The organism is Anaerobiospirillum succiniciproducens DSM 6400 (assembly GCF_000482845.1).
Classification (GTDB): domain Bacteria; phylum Pseudomonadota; class Gammaproteobacteria; order Enterobacterales; family Succinivibrionaceae; genus Anaerobiospirillum; species Anaerobiospirillum succiniciproducens.
On the sequence record NZ_AXWV01000065.1, the window covers coordinates 1 to 23,562 of the forward strand.

Consider the following 23,562-nt stretch of genomic DNA (forward strand, 5'->3'; position numbering starts at 1 on the left):
AATTTTGTATTCGAGAATTTGCGACAAAAAAATAATTGGGTTTCGAAGTTAGTTGAAGAGCTCATTTTTGCAAGTAAAGATGTCGCAGAAATGATCCAAAATCGTATGGAAAGCACCATCCGCAATCAGAGCTCTATTTCTGAGAACGAGTCTGATGCACGCTCACGTATTCGAGATACTGATTTTGCATTAGAGACAGCTGCTCTAACCCAAAATCAGATCATTCAGCAAGCCTCGCAGACTATTCTATCTCAGGCTAACCAGAGACCTACTGTAGCCCTTAATCTCTTGGGCGGTCGCTAGGTTTACAAGGTTACATATTCGCGTATCTTAAGGCCGCTTAGTTACTTTTGCGGCCTTATTTCTTTATAGCTATAGAGCAATTAAACATAGTCAGAATAACCTCATCTGATCCTTAGGATACGTTAGCTATATCTTGCTGTACAAAGCGATCTACATGTCTGTTATTCGCTCACTACAAGACTATGTACACTAGCTTCCTCTATCTCTTAATTCGCTTAGCCTAATTGCTTAAATAAGCCATCAGTGTTGCCTCACTCTTCACATATCGACTAGTGCTCAAGATCAAGGCAGCTCTACAGATACGCTCACTTCTATACTGCAAAAACAACTACACTCGATGCAGCTACGATGAGCAAGACTACTCCAAATAGCCAAAGCACCTTAGCTCCTGCTCAGGCTCATGAGGCTAAGTCAAATAGCATTGCTGACGATAAATGCAGCACACACGACTTACTTCCTAACACCAAGAATAACAAGCTGCGCAATAGGTGCTCAAAGCTTGGCAAAGCTATGCGCTATAGCGCCATAGCATTGGCTTTGGGCGCTGTGTTTGTACTTGGTGGTGCGTTTGTCTGTGCGCCTGATATGAGCAAGTATGAGCAACGCTCTGAGACTCTCTATGATCGCAAAGGCAATATCATCTACACCTCTCTTAGCGACGGTGACTACCTTAGAATTAAGACCGATGCACAGGACGTAGACCCACTGTATATTAAAATGCTGCTCTCTTCTGAAGATGAGCGCTTTTACTTACATCCTGGTGTAGACCCACTATCTGCTGCTCGTGCTCTTGTTAGTAATGTAAGCTCCTTAAAGAGAGTATCTGGTGCCTCAACCCTTGCTATGCAAGTATGCCGCATGCTTGAGCCTAAAGAGCGTACTATCTTTAGCAAGGTACGCGAAGCTCTCGGTGCACTCTACATCACTGCTGCATATGGTAGAGATGAGATCTTAAATATGTATCTCACCTTAGCTCCATTTGGTGGCAATATCGAAGGTGTTACGGCAGCAAGCTATAGTTATTTCAATCATGGGCCACAGCATTTAACTCCAGCTGAGGCAGCACTCTTAGTAGCTTTACCACGCTCACCTGAGTCAATGCGTCCTGATAGACGTCCCAAGGTTGCCAAGTACTATCGCAATGAGGTACTCAAAAAGGCTGTTGCAGATGGTCTTATCAAGGAAGATATTCTTGCCACTGCTACTGAAGAGCAACTACCAGGATTACGCTATAAGCTCCCTCAGAGCGGCTATTATCTTGGCCAATCGCTCTTCAAAGGAACCTTGCGTACCCCTGATCTGATAGACCAAGTATCAAGCAAAGAAAGCTTTGCTCAGTCACAAAGCTATGATGGTATGGACATAGCTCTACCGCGTGAGATGGTAAGTAGCATTGATCCTGAGATCCAGCTAGCGCTCTTAGATGCTGTTGAAGTGCACGCTAAGATGTACGTAAATGTTCAAGATCAAGACAACATCGCCATAGTAGCTGTTGATAATAAGACCTTTGAGGTTAAAGGCTATGTAGGCGGCGTAGGCCCTGCCTACTCATTTGTGGATGCTGCACAATCTATTAGGTCGCCAGGCTCTGCGCTTAAGCCTTTTGTATACGGCATGGCATTTGAGCAAGGTTTACTGCATCCTAATACCGTATTACTCGACTCAGCAAAACTCTATCGAACCTATCAGCCTAGAAACTTTGATCGCCTCTTCTTTGGTGAAGTTACAGCCTATCTAGCACTACAAGCCTCATTAAATCTCCCTGCATTAGATCTAATGACAGCTATCGGCCCTGTTAACTTCATCAGAAGGTTCAATGCGCTCAAAAACACCCTACCTTTTGAGCGCGGCAGAGTATACCCACCGCTTAAGCATGGTGAGAGTAGCATTCTATTAAGCCCTCAAGAGCAATCAGCCTTCATGCAGGCTCTTGTAGATAATAAAGACAGCAAGCAAAGTCTAAGCTCTAACTACAGTTCCAATCTAGCTGCAGATAAAAGCCAAGATCTTAAAGACCCTCCAAGCGCTAAGCAGACTGATGAAGAGCAGCTACTCGCTATACTTAAAGCCAGGCGTAATAGCTCCTATCCACAAGGTCGACTAGTACTTCCTAACTATGCAGCTCCAGATATCTCCATTGCACTTGGAGGTACTGGTATTAGCTTATTTGATCTTACGCAGATGTATGCTGCTTTAGCTAATGACGGCAAGATCAAGCCACTGCGCGTTACTCCAGTAAAGAACACTCAGTTAGGCAATAAAGATCATGGCATGTTGGTGACAGACAAGGATCATGAAAGCGAGCATGGTCAGGACGGCTCATCTGACAGCATTAGTGGAGATAATGCCGTTGTATCTTCAGCTAAGGATGACTTCGTGGTTGGCGAAGCAAAGATGATGGAGAACGATGCAGCGAGAGCTGTATACAAGATCTTAGAGGGGTCTCTTGAGCCTTTAGGCTTTTACAACGAGCACATTAAGGTGTCGTATAAGACTGGTACCTCTTTTAAAAGCCGTGATGCTTGGGCTGTAGGCTCACACAACAATATCACCGTAGGCGTTTGGGTTGGTCGCAATAATGGCCGTCCAACTAATGGCTATACCGGTTACTCAGTAGCAGCCCCTGTGCTCTTTAACGTCTTTAATACTATTGAGACTAAGGTACGCTCTGACTTAGGAGAGATCCATAGTGTCTTACTGCAGCCAACGCCACCAGTGGCGCTTAGCAGTATTGAGATTAAGGATATTGGACGTGTGCAAAAGCGTCGTGGCGATACTCTCAAGCAAGAGAAGAGCTTAGCTAATCAGCATGCGCCCGATGGTCTTGCACGTTCTGCTACTGCTTCTAATGGCTTTGGCACTCCAAGCAAGACAGCTAACAACACCAATGATCTACGCTTAGTCTTCCCAATTGATGGCTCGCGTATGAACGTAGGCTTCTCTAAGCGCATTATGATTCAATTCAACGGTGGTGTTGGCCCTTACTATGTCCTTATCAATGATGAAGTACATGATAAGCTCGACTACTTTGAGCCTCAAAAGGACGGCTTTTATAACATTACTGTTATCGATAGCAAGGGTAAGTCAGTTTCCTCTCAGGTCTTCATTCAAGGAATTGATAAGCAACCAGCGCCCGCACACGACAGTAATCAAGAGTAGCCAAGAGCAACGGCTCGAGATCTTCAGAATAGATTTACTACTTGCTGTTTGAAGATCATCGACCTCAAAGTTTTAAAAAACGTTTAGCAGTTTTGGCTAGACTGGCTCAACAATGAGTTAAACTAATCACGAATAGTTAAACTTCTAATCAATTGATTTAACTAGCATGCTTTTATAAGCATTAACCGATTAACACCTTCACTATCAATATCAACAAGGTCAAGAACAATGTTACTAAGTGCAAGAGATCTTAATGCAACCTTATGGGCTGCAGCTGATGACATGCGAAAGCAAATGAATGCCGATGTCTACAAAGACTACCTCTTAGGACTAGTGTTCTATAAGGCCTTATCTGACAAGATGTTGGTAGAGGCTTATGATCTTATTCATGGTGGTAAGCCTGTAAGTCTGGATGATGCACAAAAGGCTTATGAGGAAGTTCAGTCAGACGCTGAGACCTGGGGTGATTTACAGGCCGAGCTTACCGATCGTTTTGGCTGCGCTATTCAACCTGACAAGACTTTCTCTGCCTTTTACAAGCAGATTAATGAGCGTACCTTCATGCTCGATAATCTTAGCCAGGCTTTCCGTGATATTGAAAGTGCCAGTGGTGGTGTTTATGCCGGTCTCTTTGATGACTTTGATATCCACTCAAAAGATCTTGGCACCACACCAGATAAGCGTAATGCTCTGTTATCAGACGTTATCTCTAAGCTTGCTGATATCGACTTCAATCTTTATCAAGAAGATGCCTTAGGCGATGCCTATGAGTACCTGATTTCTCAGTTTGCCTCTGAGTCAGGTAAGAAAGCTGGTGAGTTCTATACCCCGCAAGCAGTATCTCATCTTATCGCCCGCATTGTTACCTTCGGACAAGATCAGAAGTTTGGCTTTAGTGTCTATGATCCAGCATGTGGATCAGGCTCTTTATTGCTGCAGATCAGAAACTATCTAAGCAATGCTGGTAATCAAGGAAATATCGACATTAAGAGCACAGTTGAGTTCTTTGGTCAGGAACTTAAGAACCAAACTTATAACCTTGCTCGCATGAACATGATGCTGCACCGTGTTCCAGGCAATCATCAGCACTTACGTAATGGCGATACCCTTGATGCTGACTGGCCAACTGATGAGCCAACTAACTTTGATGCCGTGGTGATGAATCCACCGTACTCTCAAAAGTACAGTGCTGCAGCTGGTCTGCTTACTGATCCTCGCTTTGCTCCGTTTAAGAAGCTACCACCAGCAAGTAAGGCTGACTTTGCTTTCTTACTCCATGGTTACTACCACCTCAAAGAATCAGGCACTATGGGTATTGTGCTGCCTCATGGTGTTCTCTTTAGAGGTGCAGCTGAAGGTACCATTCGTGAAGAGTTACTCAAGAAAGGAGCTATCTACGCTGTTATTGGTTTGCCTGCAGGTATCTTCTTCTCTACTGGCATTCCTACATGCGTCATCATACTCAAGAAGGACAATCCAGATCGTAGCGTTCTGTTTATTGATGCCTCTAAAGAGTTTAGAAAAGAACGCGCCAAGAACTTCCTTGATGAAGAGCATATCGACAAGATCTTCAACACTTACATCGAGCGCAAGGACGTCGATAAGTACGCACACCTTGCCACTATGGAAGAGATTGAGAGCAATGGCTACAACCTCAACATCCCTCGCTATGTAGACACCTCAGAGCCTGAAGAAGAGATCGACCTTAACGCAACCTTTGCCGAGCTTAAAAAGCTTGAGCAAGAGGAAAAGGAAGTCGACGCCAAACTCGCTGTCTTCTTCAAAGAGCTTGGTCTTAACTTTGATGAGGTGCGCTAATGACTAACCCAAATATATTTAAAAAGCAGGCTTGTGCGGTGATATCAGGCATATTCAGCCGTAATAATAATTCAATTGAATCTACTGGTAATTTTAATACTCACCCTTTGGGCTCTTTAGTTGAAGAAATCAAGCTATTGAATAAGAACAAAGCGTGCGACTTAGTAATCACGAACTCTGCTGAGTATGGAATTGTCCCACAAAAAGACTTCTTTGATCGAAATATCGCACAAGAGGTACATGTTGATAAATATACAATAGTGGAAAATGGCGATTTTGTTTATAACCCACGTATATCAAAGAATGCACCAGCTGGCCCAATAAACCGATCACACTTAAATCAAGGGATTGTTTCTCCTTTGTACACTGTTTTTAGAGTGAATTCAGATCTTGTTATTGGAGACTACCTTGAATGCTACTTTGCTTCAGGGCACTGGGTTGCATATGCCAAAAGTGTAGCGAACTATGGCGCACGGCACGACAGAATGAACATCACTAATGATGACTTTTTCAATATGCCGATACCTGTTCCTGATCTAGAAGAACAACAAAAGATCGCCGAGTTCTTCACCGCACTAGATGAGAAGATTCGTATTGCAGAAAATCAGCTTGAATTATTGGAATCTGCTTATAAAGCTCTAATGGCTCAGGTCTTCTTAAAGAATAACAATGAAAGTATTTGGCAAACAATTAAGCTAAAAGATATTTGTAAGAGAGTCACCAGAAAGAATACAGATAACAGATGTGACATACCTCTTACAATTTCATCTGCTGATGGATTGGTGAATCAGTTAAGTTATTTCAGTAAGAAGATTGCTAGCAAAGATATGAGCAAATATTACCTACTGAAAAGAGGTGAGTTCGCTTATAACAAAAGCTACTCTAGTGGCTATGATTTTGGCTCAATAAAGCGTCTTAAACTTTTCGATGAGGGCGCTCTGTCTACCTTATATATTTGTTTCTCAATAGATTGTGTAAATAATGAATACATGGAATATTACTTTGATTCATTATCTTGGTATAAGAACATAAGTAAATTGTGTGGCGAGGGGGCTAGAAATCATGGTCTTTTGAATATTGGAACATCTGATTTCTTTGATATGGAACTAACCATACATAAGAGTCCTGTAGATCAAGAAAAGATTGTCAACTTATTCTCATGTTTTTCTAAGAAGGTAAGTACTCTTAAACAAAGAGTTTTGCTATACAAACAATTAAAGAAAGCGTTTATGCAGCGTATGTTTGTCTAGTTTGCGGTAGTGAGGTGTGTGATGGTTAAGGTTACGCGTGAATCTGAAATGGAAAGGATGCTCATTGATGAGCTATGTTCTGGTGTCTCTCAATGGACTCGCCGTGATGATATTAAGAACGAGAATGACCTTTGGAATAACCTGCGTGACAAGCTTAATCGAAACAATATCGATAGGCTTGAGGGCATTCCTCTTACTGATGGGGAAATGGCCAAGGTCAAAGAGTTCTTGCTCGATCAGTGCACCTCCACTTACAAGGCTGCACGCTGGCTGTCTGGTGAGCATCAGGTAGCTCAAATCCCGCTTCTGCGTGATGATGCCTCATTAGGTCAAGTTAGCCTCATTGCCATTAACAATCGCGAGATTGCAGGTGGTCTATCAAGCTATGAGGTCATCCATCAGTACAACGCTCCAAAAGATGAACATTCAGATCGCGATCGTCGTTTTGATGTAACCCTACTCATCAACGGCCTGCCAATGATCCATATTGAGCTTAAGTCTAAAAACCATTCTCTCATGGAGGCCTTTAGACAGATTCAGAAGTATGGTAAGGAAGGCAAGTTCCGTGGTCTCATGGGACTAGTGCAGATGTATGTGGTCACCAATGGCTCTAACACCCGCTATATCGCTGCCGATAACTTTGGCAACATCAATGAGAAGTTCTTAACAGGTTGGGTCAATGAGTTCAATGAGTCAGTAGAGGAGTACCTGCCATTTGCTAAAGCTGCGCTGAATATTCCCTTTGCCCATATGATGGTGGGCAAGTACTCAGTGCTTGATAACGAGCGTAAGAAAGTCATCCTCTTACGCCCTTATCAAATTCATGCCATTGAGGCTGTTAAGAAGGCTTCATATGAGCGTGAGTCAGGCTTTGTATGGCACACTACAGGCTCTGGTAAAACCCTTACCTCCTACACTGTCACCAAGAATCTTTTAGATATACCGTCTTTAGATAAGGCCATCTTCCTTATCGATCGTAGAGATTTAGATCAGCAAACTACAGCCTCATTCCTATCTTATGCTGATAGTGATGATGTTGAAATACGTAATACTGACCATACAGCTGATCTTGAAAATAAGCTCAAGAGCAACGATCGCTGCGTCATCATTACGACAGTACAGAAGCTGCAGACTCTTATCCGCAAACTTGATGAGAACAAAGAAAAGAAGGCACGAGTACGCGAACAAATCTCTAAAAAGAGCATCGCCTTTGTCGTAGACGAATGTCATCGCGCCGTAACCCCTGAGAGTAAGCGCATTATTGATAAGTTCTTTGCTAAAACCTTATGGTATGGCTTTACAGGTACTCCGATCTTTGAAGAGAACAAGCGTGAGCAGAAGGGTGATTTACCTCGAACCACTGCAGGCATGTACGGTCGACCAAAGGATCCTAATAAGAAGTGCTTACACGCCTACACGATCAAAGAAGCTATTCATAATAATGCTGTGCTTGGCTTTAAGATCCAAGGCATGGGCTTTAGACGCAGTACGCTTAAAAATATTGCCTTACAGCTTGGCCTGTATAGCGATACTGAGCTTGAGTTAGTTGATGACAAGACTTTAGAAAAAGAAGTCATCAAAGGCTATGCTATAGCTACCAATAAGAGCATTTACGATGATGATCAATACCGTCTTGAGGTAATTGACTACATTGTTAATAACTCTAGAGCACGATTAGCACTTAATCATCCATCAGGAGAGGCTTTTGAGGGCTTACTTACAGTCAGCTCTATTGAAGAGGCTCAGAAATACTATGAGCTCTTCAAACAGTTTAAGGATGATGGCAATGTATCTCAAAAGATTTGCCAGATGCTGCCTGACTTCCCGAAGATTGCCATTACCTATACCGTTGGCGAGAACGAGGATGGAGCAAGAGCCAATCAAGAAAAGATGGCTCTCTCCCTTGCCGACTACAATGAAATGTTTGGCACCTCATGGGATTTATCGACTCTTGATGCGTACAACAGAGACCTTAACGATCGACTAGCTCGTAAAAAGTCCAAGTACAAAGAGCGCTCTCAGCAACTTGACTTAGTGATTGTAGTAGACAGACTGTTAACTGGCTTTGATGCCCCTTGCCTGTCCACTATTTTCCTCGCTCGTCCACCAATGAAGCCACAGCACCTTATTCAGGCGCTATCACGTACCAATCGTATCTTCACTAAGGCCAAGCTCTTCGGTCATGTAGTCACTATGCAGACTCCTGAGAAGTATGAAGCAGCAATTGAAGATGCCTTACGCCTGTATACCAATGGTGGTATGGATGATGTGCAAGCTCCATCTTGGATTGCTACAGCTGAACGCTTAAAGGCAGCTTTCGATAAGCTCAAAAAGCTTGCACCGACCACTAAGCATGTTGATGATCTTATTGCTCATGGTGTGCTTGAGGAACTGAAAGAATACGCTCGCGCCTTCCAAGCTGTTGATAGAGTCTTAAGTGAGGCTCAAGTCTACGATGAGTTTGATGAAGGCAGACTACAAGAGGACTTTGGTATTGCCCTCGATGAGTTTGAAACTCTCACAGGTAAGTATCACAACGTCATTGAAAGGATTAAGGAACTTACTCCTGAGAGTGATGAAGAAGATCCTTTAGAGATTGATGTTGACTACGAACTTGAGACCATCAAGCTCATTGAGGTTAACTTCCACTATCTAGTGGCACTGTTACAAGCCCATATGCCTGAGGGTGATGAGCTGGCACTAGCACCTCCTCAAGAGGATGATGAGCGCATCAGTAAGCTTATTAGTGACTATCAAAGAGGTAATCCTAAGGTTGGTATGGTAATCGGTGAGATGTGGAATGACGTTAAAGCCAATCCTGAGGACTTCCGCAATAAGAATGCTTTTGTGGTCATGGAGGAGCGCGTAGAAAGCCTCATCAATCGAGAAATTGACAGCTTTGCTCATACATGGGGTATTGAACCTAAAGACCTCAAGATGTTTGTAAACACAGTCCCATCATCCGAGTTAGCTCCTAGCACAGTTGACCAAAGTATGGGTAATTACGAAGCTTACCAGAAGGCTGGCGGCACAGATAGCAAGATTCGCTATCTGCGTGGCTTGCGTGATGCTGTAGTGGATTTTGTAAAGAACGAGATTCACCCACTAACTGCGCGTTAATAAGCTGTCAGATCTTGAAATGGCTAGGCTGGATCTAAAATGCAGGCCTAAGCCTGCATTATGAGCACCGCTAATGGTGCTGGCGATGGTGAGGGTGTGCTGTGCTAGCTGTGAGCTGGCGAGCACACCTTGATTGCCGTGTTTACCTGATTAGGCCTTTGGGGCGCATGCCATCATTTTGGCTGCGTCGAGAGGGCCCTTTGGCACTGGCATGTAGGAGGTGGAGGCGTCGTGGAATACAGCCTGCAGGCCGTTAATCTCTAAGGCGCGAACTACCTGCTCTACGGTACGATCGTCATTTACGTGCCACTGCTCAAGGTACTTACCCTTGTTAGCATAGCCACCAGGCTCAGTGGAGCTTTGAGCGGACATAGCGGTAATACCGTAAGGTACGATCATGTCTCTAAACTGCTCGCTCTCACGAGTAGATATGGTAAGGTCAAGCTCATTATCGAAGATACGCCATGCAGCAATGAGCTGTACTAACTGAGCATCGGATACAGGCATATGAGGCTCATAACCACCTGCAGCTGGACGCAGACGTGGGAAGGATACTGAAAGACGGGTCTTCCAATAGTGCTCGCGCATGTACAGTACGTGCATAGCAGTAGCACAGCAGTCAACACGCCAGTCGTAAAGACCGAGCAGAGCACCAATACCTACCTTGTCGATACCAGCCTGACCTAAGCGCTCTGGAGTCTCCATACGATAGCGCATGTCGGTCTTCTTGCCAGCTAAGTGCACAGCCTTGTAAGTTGCTGGGTGGTAAGTCTCTTGATAGACAGATACGGAGTCTAAGCCTAAGGTCTTAAGCTCAGCGTAGTCTTCAGTATTTAAAGGCTGAACTTCCATCTGCAGATAAGCAGCATATGGCTTAACCACAGGCAGTACCTGACGGAAGTAATCCATACCACCACGACGCTCAGACTCACCAGTAACTAATAAAATGTTCTGGAAGCCTAAGTCCTGAATAGCCTTACACTCGGCCTCAATCTCTTCTAAGGTAAGAACAGTACGAGCAAACTTGTTATCAGAAGAGAAGCCGCAGTATGCGCACTTGTTAGTGCATAAGTTAGTTAAATACAGCGGAACGTACATGTTGATGGTACGGCCAAAGCGCTTACGAGTAAGCTGCATGGACTTCATCACCATGTCTCTTAAGTAGTGCTTGCGTGCATTATCAGAAATTAATGCAGCAAAATCTTCAACAGTTAAAGCACTATCCTTATTTAAAGCACGCTCTACATCAGCATCAGAACGTGTGTCTACCAGCTCTTTGAACTTATCTACATCAAAGCTGGTAATTACGTCATAGAAACTCATTTTAAACACCCGATCACGCGCACCAGAGCACTTTGCAAGTCACACTTAGCCAGCCTTAGCTGCATGCCTAAGTTGAACAAGTCACACTTAGCTGGCCGTAGCAGCATGCCTAAGTTGAGTAAGTACACTTAGCCAGCCGTAGCTGCATGCCTAAGTTGAGTAAGTACACTTAGGCAGCCGTGCTGGCTTGCCTAAGGTAAATAGGCTGCTCTTAGCAAGCAAAGTTGAAAGCCTCAGTTAGGTATTCGAACTTAGATCTACACTTGCGGCCACTATTTGCAAAGTACTTAAGTAATACGCGATGAACTTGTATAGGCTTAAAGCCTCATAAAGGTAATAGCTGTGCACACAGTTAGTCAGTGAGTGCTAGCTATGGCATAGCGCTTGGGTACACAGCCTGGCAGCTAATTTATATAGGGTGTAGCTTTTAGTGCTACACATAGCCTTGTTAATTAGCTTAAAGAGGAGAGGAACTGCTCCATTGGTGAGGTAGCCTTAGCAGTCTCAAACTTAGCGGCTAAACCAGCCTCATAGCCAAGACGACCTGCCTCACATGCGGCCTTGAAAGCCTGTGACATCTTGATTGGGTCACCAGCTGCAGCAATAGCAGTGTTAACCATTACAGCAGATGCACCGAGCTCTAATGACTTAGCAGCCTCAGATGGGGCACCAATACCAGCATCCACGATAACTGGGCAGCGGCACTCTTTAATGATGAGCTTTAAGAATGGCTCAGTCTCTAAGCCACGAGCACAGCCAATTGGGCTACCTAATGGCATAACTGCAGCAACGCCGAGCTCCTCAAGGCCCTTACACAGGCATAAGTCAGCCTGACAGTAAGCAAAGACCTTAAAGCCCTGCTCTACAAGCTGCTTACAGGCGTTGTAGGTTTCAATGGTATCTGGCAGCAGATACTTCTGATCTGGGTGTACTTCAACCTTAATCCAGTCAGTGCCTAAAGCTTCACGAGCTAAGTTGGCAGCAAATACAGCCTCAGCAGCATTACGAGCACCAGAGGTATTTGGCATTAAGGTAATACCAAGCTCACGCAGTGGCTTGATGATGTCATCAGTGTTGTGCTGCACATCAACGCGCTTAACAGCCATAGTAGCGATCTGTGCACCTGAGGCCTTAATAGACTCAGCTAAAACTGCACCTGATGCATACTTACCAGTACCAATAATTAAACGGGAATCAAATTCCTGACCAGCTAAAACTAACTTATCCATCTTCTTAAGTTTAACCTCCAGCTACCAGGCTGAAAACGTCTGCTTTCATGCCGTCCTTTAAGGTAAAGGTATCAAATTGGCTCTTTGGAACGATAGCATCATCCACAGCTACAGCGGTGCCGTCAGTGCCTAAGCCTAACTTCGCTACTAAAGCTGCAACGGTTGTATTGTCCTCGAGTTGTTCACTTTTACCGTTGACTGTAATTGTAATCATTTTAAAACCTCGCAGCGTCTGACACCGCTTATCGATGTGGCACTGTGAAAAAACCATATCCATACAAAGTTTAATAAAAGCCATGCGCCTCAAGAAGGCCTATGCATACCTGTCTTAATAGCTAGATGCTGTATGCGCACTAAGCAATTATGGCTAGATGCTGCATGCTCACTAAGCAATTATGGCTATGCTAAAGATAGCCGTCTTTAGTCCTTAGTAAAGCTTACTTTGTCTTGCTCATGTAGCCATGCAAATGGCATTAGTGAGTGCCTTTTTTGTGCGTGGCGGTGCTTCTTTTGTTTTTTGTATGCTTGTTAACAGCTAGCGCAATCAATGCAATTTGGATCGCGGCATAAAGAGAGCTTTTGAATAGCTAGATTGCTAAGGTCATAGCGGATAAGCTTACCTACATGGGCCTTATTGCCTAGCAAGTACTCAAGAGCTACATGGGCTGTTAAGGATGCGCAGCTTGCTGCAATTGGGCCTGTAATACCTACTTTAGTATTGATAGGAGCACCTGCAGTCAAGCAACGGTAGCAGCCGTGCTGTTTAATAAACTGTGGGTCGTGATAAGCGAAAATCGCTACCAGAGCTGTATAGGCCGAAACTGCGCCGCTTATTAAATCTAAGCGATGGTCAAGCGCGAGTTTGGAGATGGTTAAGCGACTTGCGGCATTGTCTGAGACATCCGCAATCAGATCGAGCCCCTCGGCAAAACGTGCAAAGTTAGACTCATCGATCTTTTCTTTAAAAGCGACAACTTTAGTATCGCTATTGCGAGCTGTTAACTCGCGTAAGGCACCTTCTACTTTTGGTAAGCCAATATCGCTCTCTTTAAAGAGAATTTGCCTATGTAAATTGTGGTCAGCAAGAGTATCAAAGTCAGCAATTCTAACTTCACCTACACCTGCTAAAGTAAGCAGCATGGAGCTAAGTCCTCCAGCGCCGCCTACTCCAATAAAACCAATTTTCTTATTGCGCAGCTCATCTTGCCTGCCTTGATAGAGAGGCAACATTTGCTGACGCATATAACGCTCATCGTTCACGCGAACTATTCCTCTTTAGAGAAAGCAGCACCATAGCGGCTAATTAGGCACTATGGAGCTGTGCTCAACTAAGCTCGCGCCATTATTGTTCTCAATAAACCTGCCATGCTCCACAAAGCAGTGCTAGCCGCGCTACCTTTGCACTGCGCTGCCTTGCAGTGCAGCGCTTTGCTTGCTGTAGTCAGCGTCGCGGTGCTTTGCAACGTCTGGCGGTGCGGTGCAACGCTTGGCTTTGCAGCGCTTGGCGTTGCTGGCTGTAGTTTTTGCACCTTGAGTATGGCTAAGGTGCTTTTTTTGGTTTATGAGTTAATGGTTGAGACTAGTTGTAGCGTAAATCTAAGTGCTCGAATGGAACTGGGCCTGGAACCTCTTGCTCATCCTGGCGCTTGTGCCAAGCAAAAGCCTTGGACTTGTAGCACTCAGATGGGCCGGTACGTAAGAGCTCAATCCACTTTTGAGTCTCGGTAAATGGCTCTGAAGACTTGGTGATAGCGGTAACAACAGCAATAGAGTCGATACCGGCATCTAAGATCTCCTGAGCATGGTTAAGCTTAATGCCACCAATAGCCACAGTAGGAATACGATTCTTGAGCATCATAGCCTGACGACCCATGCGCTCAATTCCCTGAGGCTTAGACTCCATATCCTTAGTCTGAGTTGGGAAGACGTGACCTACAGCGATATATGAAGGCTGTAAGGTTAAGACCTTGCATACCTCAAAGATGCCGTGGGTAGAAACGCCTAAGCGTAAGCCTGCATTCTTGATGAACTCAAGGTCAGCAGTTTGCAGATCTTCCATACCTAAGTGAACACCGTAAGCACCGAACTTAGCAGCTAACTTGTAGTGATCGTCAATAAAGATACGAGCACGGAAGTTATGACCTAAGAAGCAAGCACGCTTGATCTCATTGACTAAATGCTCATTGGACTCATCATCATGCTTATCAGTCTTGATTCTAAGCTGAATGGTCTTAACGCCCATGGATAACAGTCTTTGCACCCAGTCAGCGCTATCAACTACAGGATAAATACCTAAGTTGAATGGGCACTTAGGAAAAGGACCTGCAGCTACAGGGAAGTTGTCCTGAACAATCTGAGGCATGTAGTCAAGATTGAAATCAAGGCCCTTATGAGCAATTGGAGGACGCTTGTGCTCAAAGCACATCTCGGTCTCAAAGATACCGCGAGTTACGTAAACCTTGCCCATAACTACTGCATCTTCAATGGCATAGCCGCATGCAATGAGGCCTGCAATTGAAGAAGATAAAGCGCAGCCGCCGCCGTGTGCGCCTAAGCCATCTTTCTTGGCATGAGACATCTTAAAGGAGGTCTTCTTGCTCTTGAATGTGTCTACAGCATCTAAACCAGAGATGTTGTGACCTCCCTTTAAGAGAATGGCGTTAGCACCCTGGGCAATAAGCTCATCGCACATAGCAAGAATGTCTTTATCACTCTTAATATCCTGCTCTGTGCGGCCGGTAAGTTCCATAGCCTCAGGAATGTTAGGAGTAAAGACAGTGGTAACCTTTAAGATACGGCTTAAGTTTGCCTTGATATCAGCGCTTTCGATATCACCGGAGGTAGCAGTTAAAACTGGATCCCAAACAACAGGCACACCAGCAAGTGGACCTTCTAAAGCCTTAAGAACGGCCTCTAAGATAGCTGCATTGCAGATTACGCCAACCTTAACTGCAGCGATCTTCTGATCCCAGTCATTTAAAGCTAAGTTTAAAGCTTCGTTGAAAACTTCAACCTTAACTGGATCGACAAGAGTGATGCGATCTAAGCTCTGGCAGGTGTATGCAGTAATAAGCGGCATACCCCACGCGCCTTGATCGTGTACAGACATAATGTCTGCAGTCACGCCTGCACCACCACCTGAGTCGACACCCGCAATCACTAATACTAAAGGACGTGAATTGTTCTTAGGTAAGTTGTTAGTTTCCATTATCCCACCGTAGCTCTAAGGTTAGTCCAGCTCAAATAGTCTTAAGAGCAATGCGCTAAGTTTGGCACTGCTGCTAGAAGATTGCTCTAACAATCTTGGGTATGAGGTAGAGGGTTGCCTGTATTAAAAAGAATCTGGATGTATCATTTTTTCTAGTTTTTTGCGCAAAAGCATAACTTATTACCTTGCGCAAGACATAAGATGCATTTGCACAATTATGACACTAGATTTTGTGACGCATCCGACATCTTTTAGCAAAAATACAAACTTTTCTATTATACCCAAATTTAGGTATCTATGCCTAACTTAGTAAAATTGCTCGAAAAACATATAGCTAAAAGTGTAAAACTACAAAATTTTGCAGCCTCATTACTTTAAATAAGCCAATCTTAACTACCCAAATAATCACCACAAGCTTGGTAAAAATGTAAAGCACATAGCCCCATTTTCACCTCAGAACCTAACTTGAGCACCACTAAACAAGTAGTGATAAGTATTGGGCTCATTTAGCTTGCTTTTGCCTTTTGAACCATACATAGTGCTTTTCACTAGGCTTACGCCAAGCTAAGCCATTATTGGCTATAAAACTGACCAAAGTTTTATAGCCCTGCTCCATGCCTAAGTAAAGACATCACAACCCAGTAATCTTTACTCATCAACTAAATTTGTATCGTGCATCCTTAAGCACTCAATAAATCTAGTAGGCTGGCTCATCTAAACAGCTAAAGCTTATGTGTTGGTTTAAAAAGCTTGATGTGACTATCTTGGATAGATTGATTGTTTGTAGAGCACCACGTAAGTGGTGCCCTCTTAACGTATATGTTTTTCAGACAGTAAAGCTGAAACTTAGGCCTTAGGAGATGGATACTTTGCCTGCATACGACGGTTGAGTCGCATTGGGCAGAAACGTGGGCCACACATAGAGCAGAAAGCTGCATCGTGTGATAAGCAATCCTCGTCATCCATCTCACGACGCCAGATCTTGTAAGCGTTCTGCTCGTCGAAGCTTAAGATGAATTGGTCTAACCAGCGGAAAGACACACGAGCACGGCTCATAGCGTGGTCGATGTTGTAAGCCTGCTTTAAGCCCTTACCAAGGTCAGCAGAGTGAGCTGCGATCTTGTAAGTGATTAAGCCTTCACGTACATCCTCAGGAGTTGGCAGTGCTAAGTGCTCAGATGGAGTTACATAGCAGAGCATTGCAGTACCATGCATACCAATGGTGGTTGCACCGATAGCTGAGGTGAAGTGGTCAAAACCTGCACCGATATCGGTAACGAGTGGGCCTAAGGTGTAGAAAGGAGCCTCGTTGCAGTACTCGTCCTCAAGACGCTGATTCTCTTCAACGCGGTTTAATGGAACGTGACCTGGACCCTCGATGAAGGTCTGAACACCAGCCTCATAGCAACGACGAGCAAGCTTACCGATATTGCGTAGCTCACCGTACTGAGCCTCATCACAAGCATCGTAGATACCGCCTGGACGCAGACCGTCACCTAAGGATAAGGAAACGTCATACTTGCGGCAGATCTCCATGAGCTCATCAAAGTGCTCCCAAGCCATGTTCTCGCAATCGTGCTGCATCATGTGAGATGCCATGATAGCGCCACCACGGGATACGATGCCCATAACACGATCAGCAGCATATGGCAGCAGATCTTTAGTTAAGCCAGCGTGGATGGTGAAGTAGTCAACACCCTGCTCACACTGATCGATAATTACCTGACGGAACAGCTCCCAGTTGAGGGCATTAGCATCACCACCAGCGCGATCTAAGGTCTCGTAAATTGGTACAGTACCAATTGGTACAGGAGATGCGCGTAAGATAGCTGAACGTAAGCCGCTTAAGTCCTCTAAACCAGTGGACAGATCCATAACAGTATCTGCACCATACTTTAATGAGGTCTTAAGCTTGCCAATTTCCTCTTTGAAGCCTGAGGATACGGATGAAGCACCGATGTTAGCATTAACCTTGGTTAAGAAGTGCTTACCAATAATCATTGGCTCACACTCAGGGTGCTTGATGTTTGAAGGGATAACTGCACGACCGCGAGCAATTTCGTCACGTACCATCTCTGGAGTTACGGACATCTTGTCGCGCTCAAGCTTAATAACGCCGTCGCCAAAGATTACGCCTTCAGAGGTGTGGAACTTGTTGCGGAACTCTTCTGGGTCAGTGATCTGCTCTAAGAAACATGCAGACTCACGCAGAGCTACGTATTCCATCTCAGGAGTAATGATGCCTTCTTTTGCATACTCAAGCTGAGTCTTAGCATTCTCACCACGAGCGGCGATGAATGGTGCGCGAATAGCCTTACGCTGCTCAGTGCTCTCAAGCTCGGTATCTACCACGTAACGTAAGATGGTGTCGCCATTAGAGAGCTTGGTCTGAATATATGGAATACGGATATCTGATTTGCCGTCTGCGAACTCTACATAAACAACGCGGTTTTCAGGACGAACAAAACCTTTCTTAGCATGAGCGCTGTTAGCGGCTAACTTGCCCTCTCTGCCCTCTTGCTTAGCTGCAAGGTGAGCAGCCTTAGCTGCAGCGAGTTCGTCAAAATGAATCTTGGAGACATTCAAAGTATCGTTGCCTTGTGCAGCGCCTTTCTCGGTGCCGTCACAAGCAGAATCAAGGTAACAACGGTAGATTGAATTAGGAGCAATGGTACGCATCGACAAATCCTTGGTAAAACCTTTGGTGTTTTAGCCTGTCGATAAGTGACACGTATGAAAAGAGAGGAGCAAAGCTATTAAAAGCGGTATACGCCATGCGCTATACACACAGCCGCATCATAAGCGAGTGTAAAAATCGAACGTATGATTGCAGCTCTTAACGCTTGCTCACTTGAGCAAGCCTCTTTATCACCCCATCTAAAGCCACAGAAATTAACCTATACAGCCTTGAATATGAGATGAAGTCTTAGCTTCACTATGAAAGAGGTATTTAGCCTGTTTCCTTCGCAGAGATTATTCTTTTCAGGTACGACGGATTTAGCCCTTTAAGGGGCCCTCTCAGCCTTGCGGCACTCCGACAAGCACAGCCCATTATAAGCACATCTATGCCCATGTGCATAACTCATGGCAAAAGAAAGATCGATAAAAAGTGTAAGCTAACATTTTTTATCACACCCAAAAGCCCATAAAATCTGACCAACCATCGCACCAAACAAAGCGCAACATCCGCTGTAGCATCTAGGTTTGCACCCCACCAAACAGCCCTACTCAACTTGGATCCTAGTCAACACCTTAACGCTATATCCCAAACAATAATTTGTATCGACAAGTTCTAATCAAACCATCAAGCCAGACCGCACGCCGCACCATACAAGCCACAATCTCCAACCTAACTTATAAGTTAGCAATGCGCTCACCTAAGTCAAAAGCACAGCTAAGCAAGTCATCCGGGCCCTAAGACTCTATAGCGGCAAGGCAAAATGCTTGTAACTCCAAGAACTATGTAACTTGAATAATGATGTGGCCCTCCCTTCAAACTCACTGCTATGCAATGACGGCGATCTTATAACCATGATCTTTTGGCACTAATCGTTTAGCCCTGATCATACAGCCATAATCAATTGGCACCGATAGTTTAGCTCTGATCTTATAACCACGATCTTTTGGCACCAACCGTTTATCTCTGATCTTATAGCCATGATCTTTTGGCGCTAATCGTTTAGCTCTGTTCTTATAGCCATGATCTATTGGCGCTAATCTTTTAGTGATGATCTTTAGACAATGTTCTTCGTTGCTTGCATGCAGCTTATGGCCGCAAACTCATGTGGCCATTATTTTATGTCAATAATATGCCCAGCTGTTCTTCTGAGCTCTGAAGATAAGAGCACGCCTCGATTGCAATCAATGCCGCATGCGGCATATATGGCCACATATTAAAACCATAGATATAGCTCATGACCTTAACAAGCATGCGTATAAATCACCTTAAATGCGGTAGTAGCGACGATCTAAGGCCATGATCTTCTTGCATGAATTCAAGATTATGTGCTCTTTATTGATCTTATTAAGGAGGCAAGAATGATCTTATGTGTCCCAACTTTGACAGGAAGACATGCGCTGCAAGCCTACAATACAAAAGCGTATTATCTATAACGCGACCTTGGCGAACATGAGACTACTACTGCTATGATCGCTAGCATCACTGTGAGATGCTGTTCTTTTGGAGCTTTGCGCGGGATTTAAGAGAGTTTATGCTGCGATCTAATTACTGACGATCTTTGAGTCCATGATCTTATGATCTTAAAAATGCGTCACTGATGGTTATTTAGCAAAAATTTGTAACATCCTACTTTGCCTTAGATACGGTGTTTAAGGGCTTTATCTGCCATTGCATTTGAGTAACCTGACAAAACGGCACAACTTTGGCATCATAGGCTCAAGTTATGTCTATTGTCCTAATATTGCCATAGCTAAAAATATAGTCTTGTGGTGGTAGTTTTATTAGCGCTTGCAACACTTAAGTTATGCTCTTTAGGATAAAGGCCATCAAGCATGGGGGCTTAATGGTCGAGACAAAAAAGTTACAAACCTTTGCAATAGCAGTCTCAGGGGGAAACTAAGTGCACTCATGGAATGAGGGATACCATACCGATACGAACTATTCGGCTGGTTACTTCCCACAAATCAACCCTTTATACGTCAAGCATCTCTTTACTTTTAAGCACCAGGCGTTCCCTACCATTGACGAGAACTTCACTGGTTGCGAATTAGGTTTCGGCCAGGGCGTGAGTGTGGTCATGCACGCAGCTGCTTCTCCAGGTAAATGGTACGGCACTGACTTCAACCCAAATCAGGTAAACTTTGCTCAAAAGCTCGCTAAGTACGGCTCAGTTGCTGTTCACTTAAGCGACGATGCTTTCGGTGACTACGCTAACCGTGAAGATGTTCCAATGCTCGATTACATCTGCGTACACGGTATTTGGTCATGGATTAGCCACCCAAATCAGCAGAGTATCGTTGATTTTGCCAAGAAGAAGCTCAAGGTTGGCGGTGTTCTGTACTTATCCTACAACGTAGGCCCAGGCTTTACTTTCTTCGAGCCAATCCGTCAGGTTATGTACGATTACATTAAGACCTGCGGTATTCCTGCTAAGACTCAAGAGAGCCAGGTTCCAGGCATTATTGACTTAGTTGATAAGTTAGTAAGCTTCAAGAAGGGTTATGGCGAGAGCGCTTTAGTAAAGGATCGTATTGATCGTATCCTGCACAACAACGGTTTAACCCACAACTATCTGTGCCATGAGTACCTCAACGACGAGTGGGATATCTCCTCTCACAGCATTGTTGCTGAGCGTCTTGACCAGGCTAAGCTGAGCTTCGTTTGTCAGCATCCTTTCTACTCTAATATCGAAAACTTCGTCTTAAAAGAGGAAGAGACTAAGATCTTAGATCGCTTCAGTGGTACTGAGGTGTACAACGGCCTTAAGGACTACATCACCGGCGAGCAGTTCCGCGCTGACTACTTTGTTCGTGGCTCACGTCGCTTAAATGAAAAGCAGTACCGCGAAGAGTTAGATAAGCTGTGCTTCATCTTAGTTGCCGACCACGACGTTGATGAGATTACTCTCGATACCCGTAACGGCCGCGCTGTATTAAATCCTCAGAACTTCCAGCCTGTTATTGAAGTTATGAAGGATCACCGCGTTTACTCCTTCAAGGAGCTTGGCGATAACATTGTTAACAACAAGTATCGCAAGTTTAAGAACGCTGAGGGCAATGATTACTCTCAACAGGATCTTATCAATACTGTTATCTTCTTACTCTGCACCAATCACATTGCTCCTGCAGTTAAGGAGAACACCATTTCTAAGGACATCATCAAGCGCTGCAAGAACATCAACCGCGCAGTTATCAACACTGAGGCTGGCGCTGAAGTTACCTACGTGGTATCTCCAGTTACTATGTGCGCTTTCCGTATTGATGACATTACTCGAATGGTTCTCGCTCTTATCATGGTTCGTCCTGATGTTAATGAGCAGGAAGTCTACCAGGCATTCAAGCCTATGATCGCTGAGCATGATCTCAAGCTCTTCGACAAGGAGCGTAAGCCTATTACCGATCCTGATGAGATCGATAAGACTTTCAAGAAGAATATTCACAATATCTTCACTAAGACCATTCCAACCTACAAGAAGCTCTTCGTTATCTAAGAGCCTAGATAGGATTTTAAGTTTTACATGTAGCCACACAAAGTTAAGTCGTAGAAGAACAAAGAACAATGGCAAAAAGCAACAGGACAACAACCTAAAGCTTTGCCTCCCCATTACGACTACTTTGCCACTACTTAAGTTAGTGTAGAGCTACAGTCGGTCATTTGACCGCAAGGATTACGAGTACTTCAATATGTCTAAAGAAGTAGCTACAGAATTACCTTTAGCTTCAAGTTATTGCGACCAGAGCAATCCGTTCATGGCGCAGTACCTGCTCACCTCTCAGGGCTTTGACTTCCCTGATTTAAACAATGCTAACGCTTGTCAGCTGTGCATTGGCAACGGTACTACCATCACTATCAATGCAGCTGCTGCTAGCACCATTAAGTGGTGGGGTAATGAGGCAGACAACTGCTTATTCTTAGCCGCTAAGAACATCACTACTGGCACTGGCGTTGATGTAAACATCGAGCTTGCTAACTTTGATGAGTTTGCTAAAAACAACAACCTGCCTCAGTTTGATTTCGTTACTATCAATGGCGTATGGTCATGGATTAGCGAAAAAGAGCGCCGTGACATTCTGAATTTCCTGTCTAAGCACGTGAAGGCTGGTGGTGTTTGCCAGGTTTCTTACCTTGCAGCTCCAGGCAATACCAACATGGGCCCAATCGTTGAGGTTCTTCACCGCTTCATGGCTGACAACCTCCCTGGCAATATGCCTGCTGATGAGAAGATTGCTAAGGCTGCTGAGCTCGTTGTTGAAATCGGTAAGGCTAACCCTGCTGTTCTCATCCGCGTTCCTAAGCTGCTCCAAGATCTTGCTGCAGCTGCTGCTGGTAAGGATGATGGCGAGTTTGCTAAGAACTTCTTATCTAAGCACTGGCGTTGCTTCCACTTACGTGAGATGGCAGCCATGTTTGATAGCATCGACTTTGGCTTCTTAAGCTCCAACTTACCAAAAGATCAGCTCGTTTACACCCAGCTTACTGATGAAGAGGCTGAGTACATTGAGCAGTATCGCGGCACTACCTTATACGAGACCTGCCGTGACTTCCTGTTAAACCGCGAGTACAGATCAGATCTGTTCTGCAATGGCGCTCGTCAGCTCACTGCAAATCAGTATGTTCAGAAGTACAACTCTCTGACCTTAATGTTAACTGCAGACTTAACTGACTTTGACTACAAGATTAAGTGCCCAGGTGGTGACAAGGATCTCGACCGTGGCTTATACGAGCCATTATTAGTTGCTTTTAACGACTACATTCCTCACGCTATTGGTGAAGTACGTACTGCATTAAAGCAATTCAATGCTGAGATCGCAGACAGCGACATCGACATGGCTATCAATACCTTAGTAAGCATCGGTATGTTAGTTCCATGTGCTGATCCATCCAACATCACTGAAAAGCTCGTTGAGCAGTGCAACATCGTTAACGCTGCCATCTTATCCGATGCTGGTATGAATATCCGTACCTTAGCCTCTCCTGTATTAGGCTTTGGTTACTCACTTACCGACATCGAGTACAGAATGCTGCAGCTCGTTACCCAGAACGACGACATGCAGCCTCTATCCATCATCGAGAAGCTCTTAGAGTCTGTTATCGTTGGTGATCTCAAGCTCAAGGATGTTGATACTACCTCTGAAGATGAACTTATTGAGTTCTTAAAGAAGACTGTAACTAAGTTCACTACCTTCACCATGCCTCTCCTCTACAAGTTAGGCATCATCTAAAAGGTAAAGTTACAACTGTCCATCAGCACACATGCCCTCGTGAACTAAGAAGCTTACAATAACCATCTCGAGGGCATGTCGCAAGGCAAGCATAGCTTGCCACTAACTCAAGCCCCGCTCCGTCGGGGCTTTGTTTTATCCAAACACCCTACCCATCGTATTTGATCGATATTTGGAAAGGGCATATATACGCCGTTTAAGCTATGATATATGCATGCATCTGCATGATCCGGACATGTAGTTTTTGTAT

Annotated in this window: 13 protein-coding genes and 1 riboswitch; of the genes, 7 read left to right on the forward strand and 6 right to left on the reverse strand. The window is 44.5% G+C overall.

Going from position 1 to position 23,562, the window contains the following annotated elements:
- The 5 genes from H524_RS15115 to H524_RS0108960 form a co-directional block, all read left to right on the forward strand.
- The coding region (locus H524_RS15115) for a flagellin (RefSeq protein ID WP_044121891.1) at positions 1-303 on the forward strand (303 nt) is incomplete at its 5' end.
- Between the two features lie 348 nt (positions 304-651).
- A complete protein-coding gene (locus H524_RS16625; RefSeq protein ID WP_027939973.1) occupies positions 652-3,462 on the forward strand; it encodes a transglycosylase domain-containing protein in 2,811 nt (936 codons plus the stop codon).
- Positions 3,463-3,690: 228 nt separating this feature from the next.
- A complete protein-coding gene (locus tag H524_RS0108950) occupies positions 3,691-5,280 on the forward strand; it encodes a type I restriction-modification system subunit M (protein WP_027939974.1) in 1,590 nt (529 codons plus the stop codon).
- Positions 5,280-6,530, forward strand: coding sequence for a restriction endonuclease subunit S (locus H524_RS15125; protein ID WP_052339014.1), 1,251 nt, complete (start codon positions 5,280-5,282; stop codon positions 6,528-6,530). Before H524_RS0108950 ends, H524_RS15125 begins: the two co-directional genes overlap by 1 nt.
- A 21-nt stretch (positions 6,531-6,551) precedes the next feature.
- The gene (locus tag H524_RS0108960) at positions 6,552-9,650 is read left to right on the forward strand and encodes a type I restriction endonuclease subunit R, EcoR124 family (protein WP_027939975.1); all 3,099 of its coding nucleotides are present in this window, start codon (positions 6,552-6,554) and stop codon (positions 9,648-9,650) included.
- A 150-nt stretch (positions 9,651-9,800) separates the two neighbouring features.
- On the opposite strand, the gene thiH is transcribed toward H524_RS0108960, so the two are convergent.
- From thiH to thiC, 6 genes are all read right to left on the reverse strand, one after another.
- Positions 9,801-10,973 (reverse strand): 2-iminoacetate synthase ThiH, encoded by a 1,173-nt coding sequence (gene thiH / locus H524_RS15130; protein ID WP_084281729.1) that lies wholly within the window; start codon positions 10,971-10,973, stop codon positions 9,801-9,803.
- A 452-nt stretch (positions 10,974-11,425) separates the two neighbouring features.
- Positions 11,426-12,202 (reverse strand): thiazole synthase, encoded by a 777-nt coding sequence (locus H524_RS0108970; protein WP_027939976.1) that lies wholly within the window; start codon positions 12,200-12,202, stop codon positions 11,426-11,428.
- Between the two features lie 10 nt (positions 12,203-12,212).
- Positions 12,213-12,416 (reverse strand): sulfur carrier protein ThiS, encoded by a 204-nt coding sequence (gene thiS / locus H524_RS0108975; RefSeq protein WP_052339015.1) that lies wholly within the window; start codon positions 12,414-12,416, stop codon positions 12,213-12,215.
- 314 nt (positions 12,417-12,730) lie between these two features.
- Positions 12,731-13,462, reverse strand: a complete 732-nt coding sequence (locus tag H524_RS16630; RefSeq protein WP_052339016.1) for a HesA/MoeB/ThiF family protein — start codon at positions 13,460-13,462, stop codon at positions 12,731-12,733.
- Positions 13,463-13,781: 319 nt separating this feature from the next.
- Positions 13,782-15,410 (reverse strand): thiamine phosphate synthase, encoded by a 1,629-nt coding sequence (gene thiE / locus H524_RS0108985; RefSeq protein WP_027939978.1) that lies wholly within the window; start codon positions 15,408-15,410, stop codon positions 13,782-13,784.
- 846 nt (positions 15,411-16,256) lie between these two features.
- The gene (gene thiC, locus H524_RS15140; protein WP_084281731.1) at positions 16,257-18,089 is read right to left on the reverse strand and encodes a phosphomethylpyrimidine synthase ThiC; all 1,833 of its coding nucleotides are present in this window, start codon (positions 18,087-18,089) and stop codon (positions 16,257-16,259) included.
- A gap of 263 nt (positions 18,090-18,352) precedes the next feature.
- A riboswitch (TPP riboswitch) is annotated at positions 18,353-18,457 on the reverse strand.
- Positions 18,458-19,990: 1,533 nt separating this feature from the next.
- On the opposite strand from thiC, the gene H524_RS0108995 reads away from it, so the two are divergent.
- Together H524_RS0108995 and H524_RS0109000 are read left to right on the forward strand one after the other, a co-directional pair.
- Complete coding sequence (locus H524_RS0108995; protein WP_027939979.1) at positions 19,991-21,580, forward strand: methyltransferase regulatory domain-containing protein; 1,590 nt, start codon at positions 19,991-19,993, stop codon at positions 21,578-21,580.
- Between the two features lie 193 nt (positions 21,581-21,773).
- Positions 21,774-23,312: a methyltransferase regulatory domain-containing protein gene (locus H524_RS0109000; protein ID WP_044121893.1), complete on the forward strand. Its 1,539-nt coding sequence runs from the start codon at positions 21,774-21,776 to the stop codon at positions 23,310-23,312.
- Positions 23,313-23,562 lie beyond the last annotated feature (250 nt).

Excerpts from the sequence above, each read along its gene's own strand:
- H524_RS16625 (WP_027939973.1), top strand. The coding sequence starts at position 652 with ATGAGCAAGACTACTCCAAATAGCCAAAGCACCTTAGCTCCTGCTCAG.
- H524_RS0108950 (WP_027939974.1), top strand. The coding sequence starts at position 3,691 with ATGTTACTAAGTGCAAGAGATCTTAATGCAACCTTATGGGCTGCAGCT.
- H524_RS15125 (WP_052339014.1), top strand. The coding sequence starts at position 5,280 with ATGACTAACCCAAATATATTTAAAAAGCAGGCTTGTGCGGTGATATCA.
- H524_RS0108960 (WP_027939975.1), top strand. The coding sequence starts at position 6,552 with ATGGTTAAGGTTACGCGTGAATCTGAAATGGAAAGGATGCTCATTGAT.
- thiH (WP_084281729.1), bottom strand. The coding sequence starts at position 10,973 with ATGAGTTTCTATGACGTAATTACCAGCTTTGATGTAGATAAGTTCAAA.
- H524_RS0108970 (WP_027939976.1), bottom strand. The coding sequence starts at position 12,202 with ATGGATAAGTTAGTTTTAGCTGGTCAGGAATTTGATTCCCGTTTAATT.
- thiS (WP_052339015.1), bottom strand. The coding sequence starts at position 12,416 with ATGATTACAATTACAGTCAACGGTAAAAGTGAACAACTCGAGGACAAT.
- thiE (WP_027939978.1), bottom strand. The coding sequence starts at position 15,410 with ATGGAAACTAACAACTTACCTAAGAACAATTCACGTCCTTTAGTATTA.
- thiC (WP_084281731.1), bottom strand. The coding sequence starts at position 18,089 with ATGCGTACCATTGCTCCTAATTCAATCTACCGTTGTTACCTTGATTCT.
- H524_RS0109000 (WP_044121893.1), top strand. The coding sequence starts at position 21,774 with ATGTCTAAAGAAGTAGCTACAGAATTACCTTTAGCTTCAAGTTATTGC.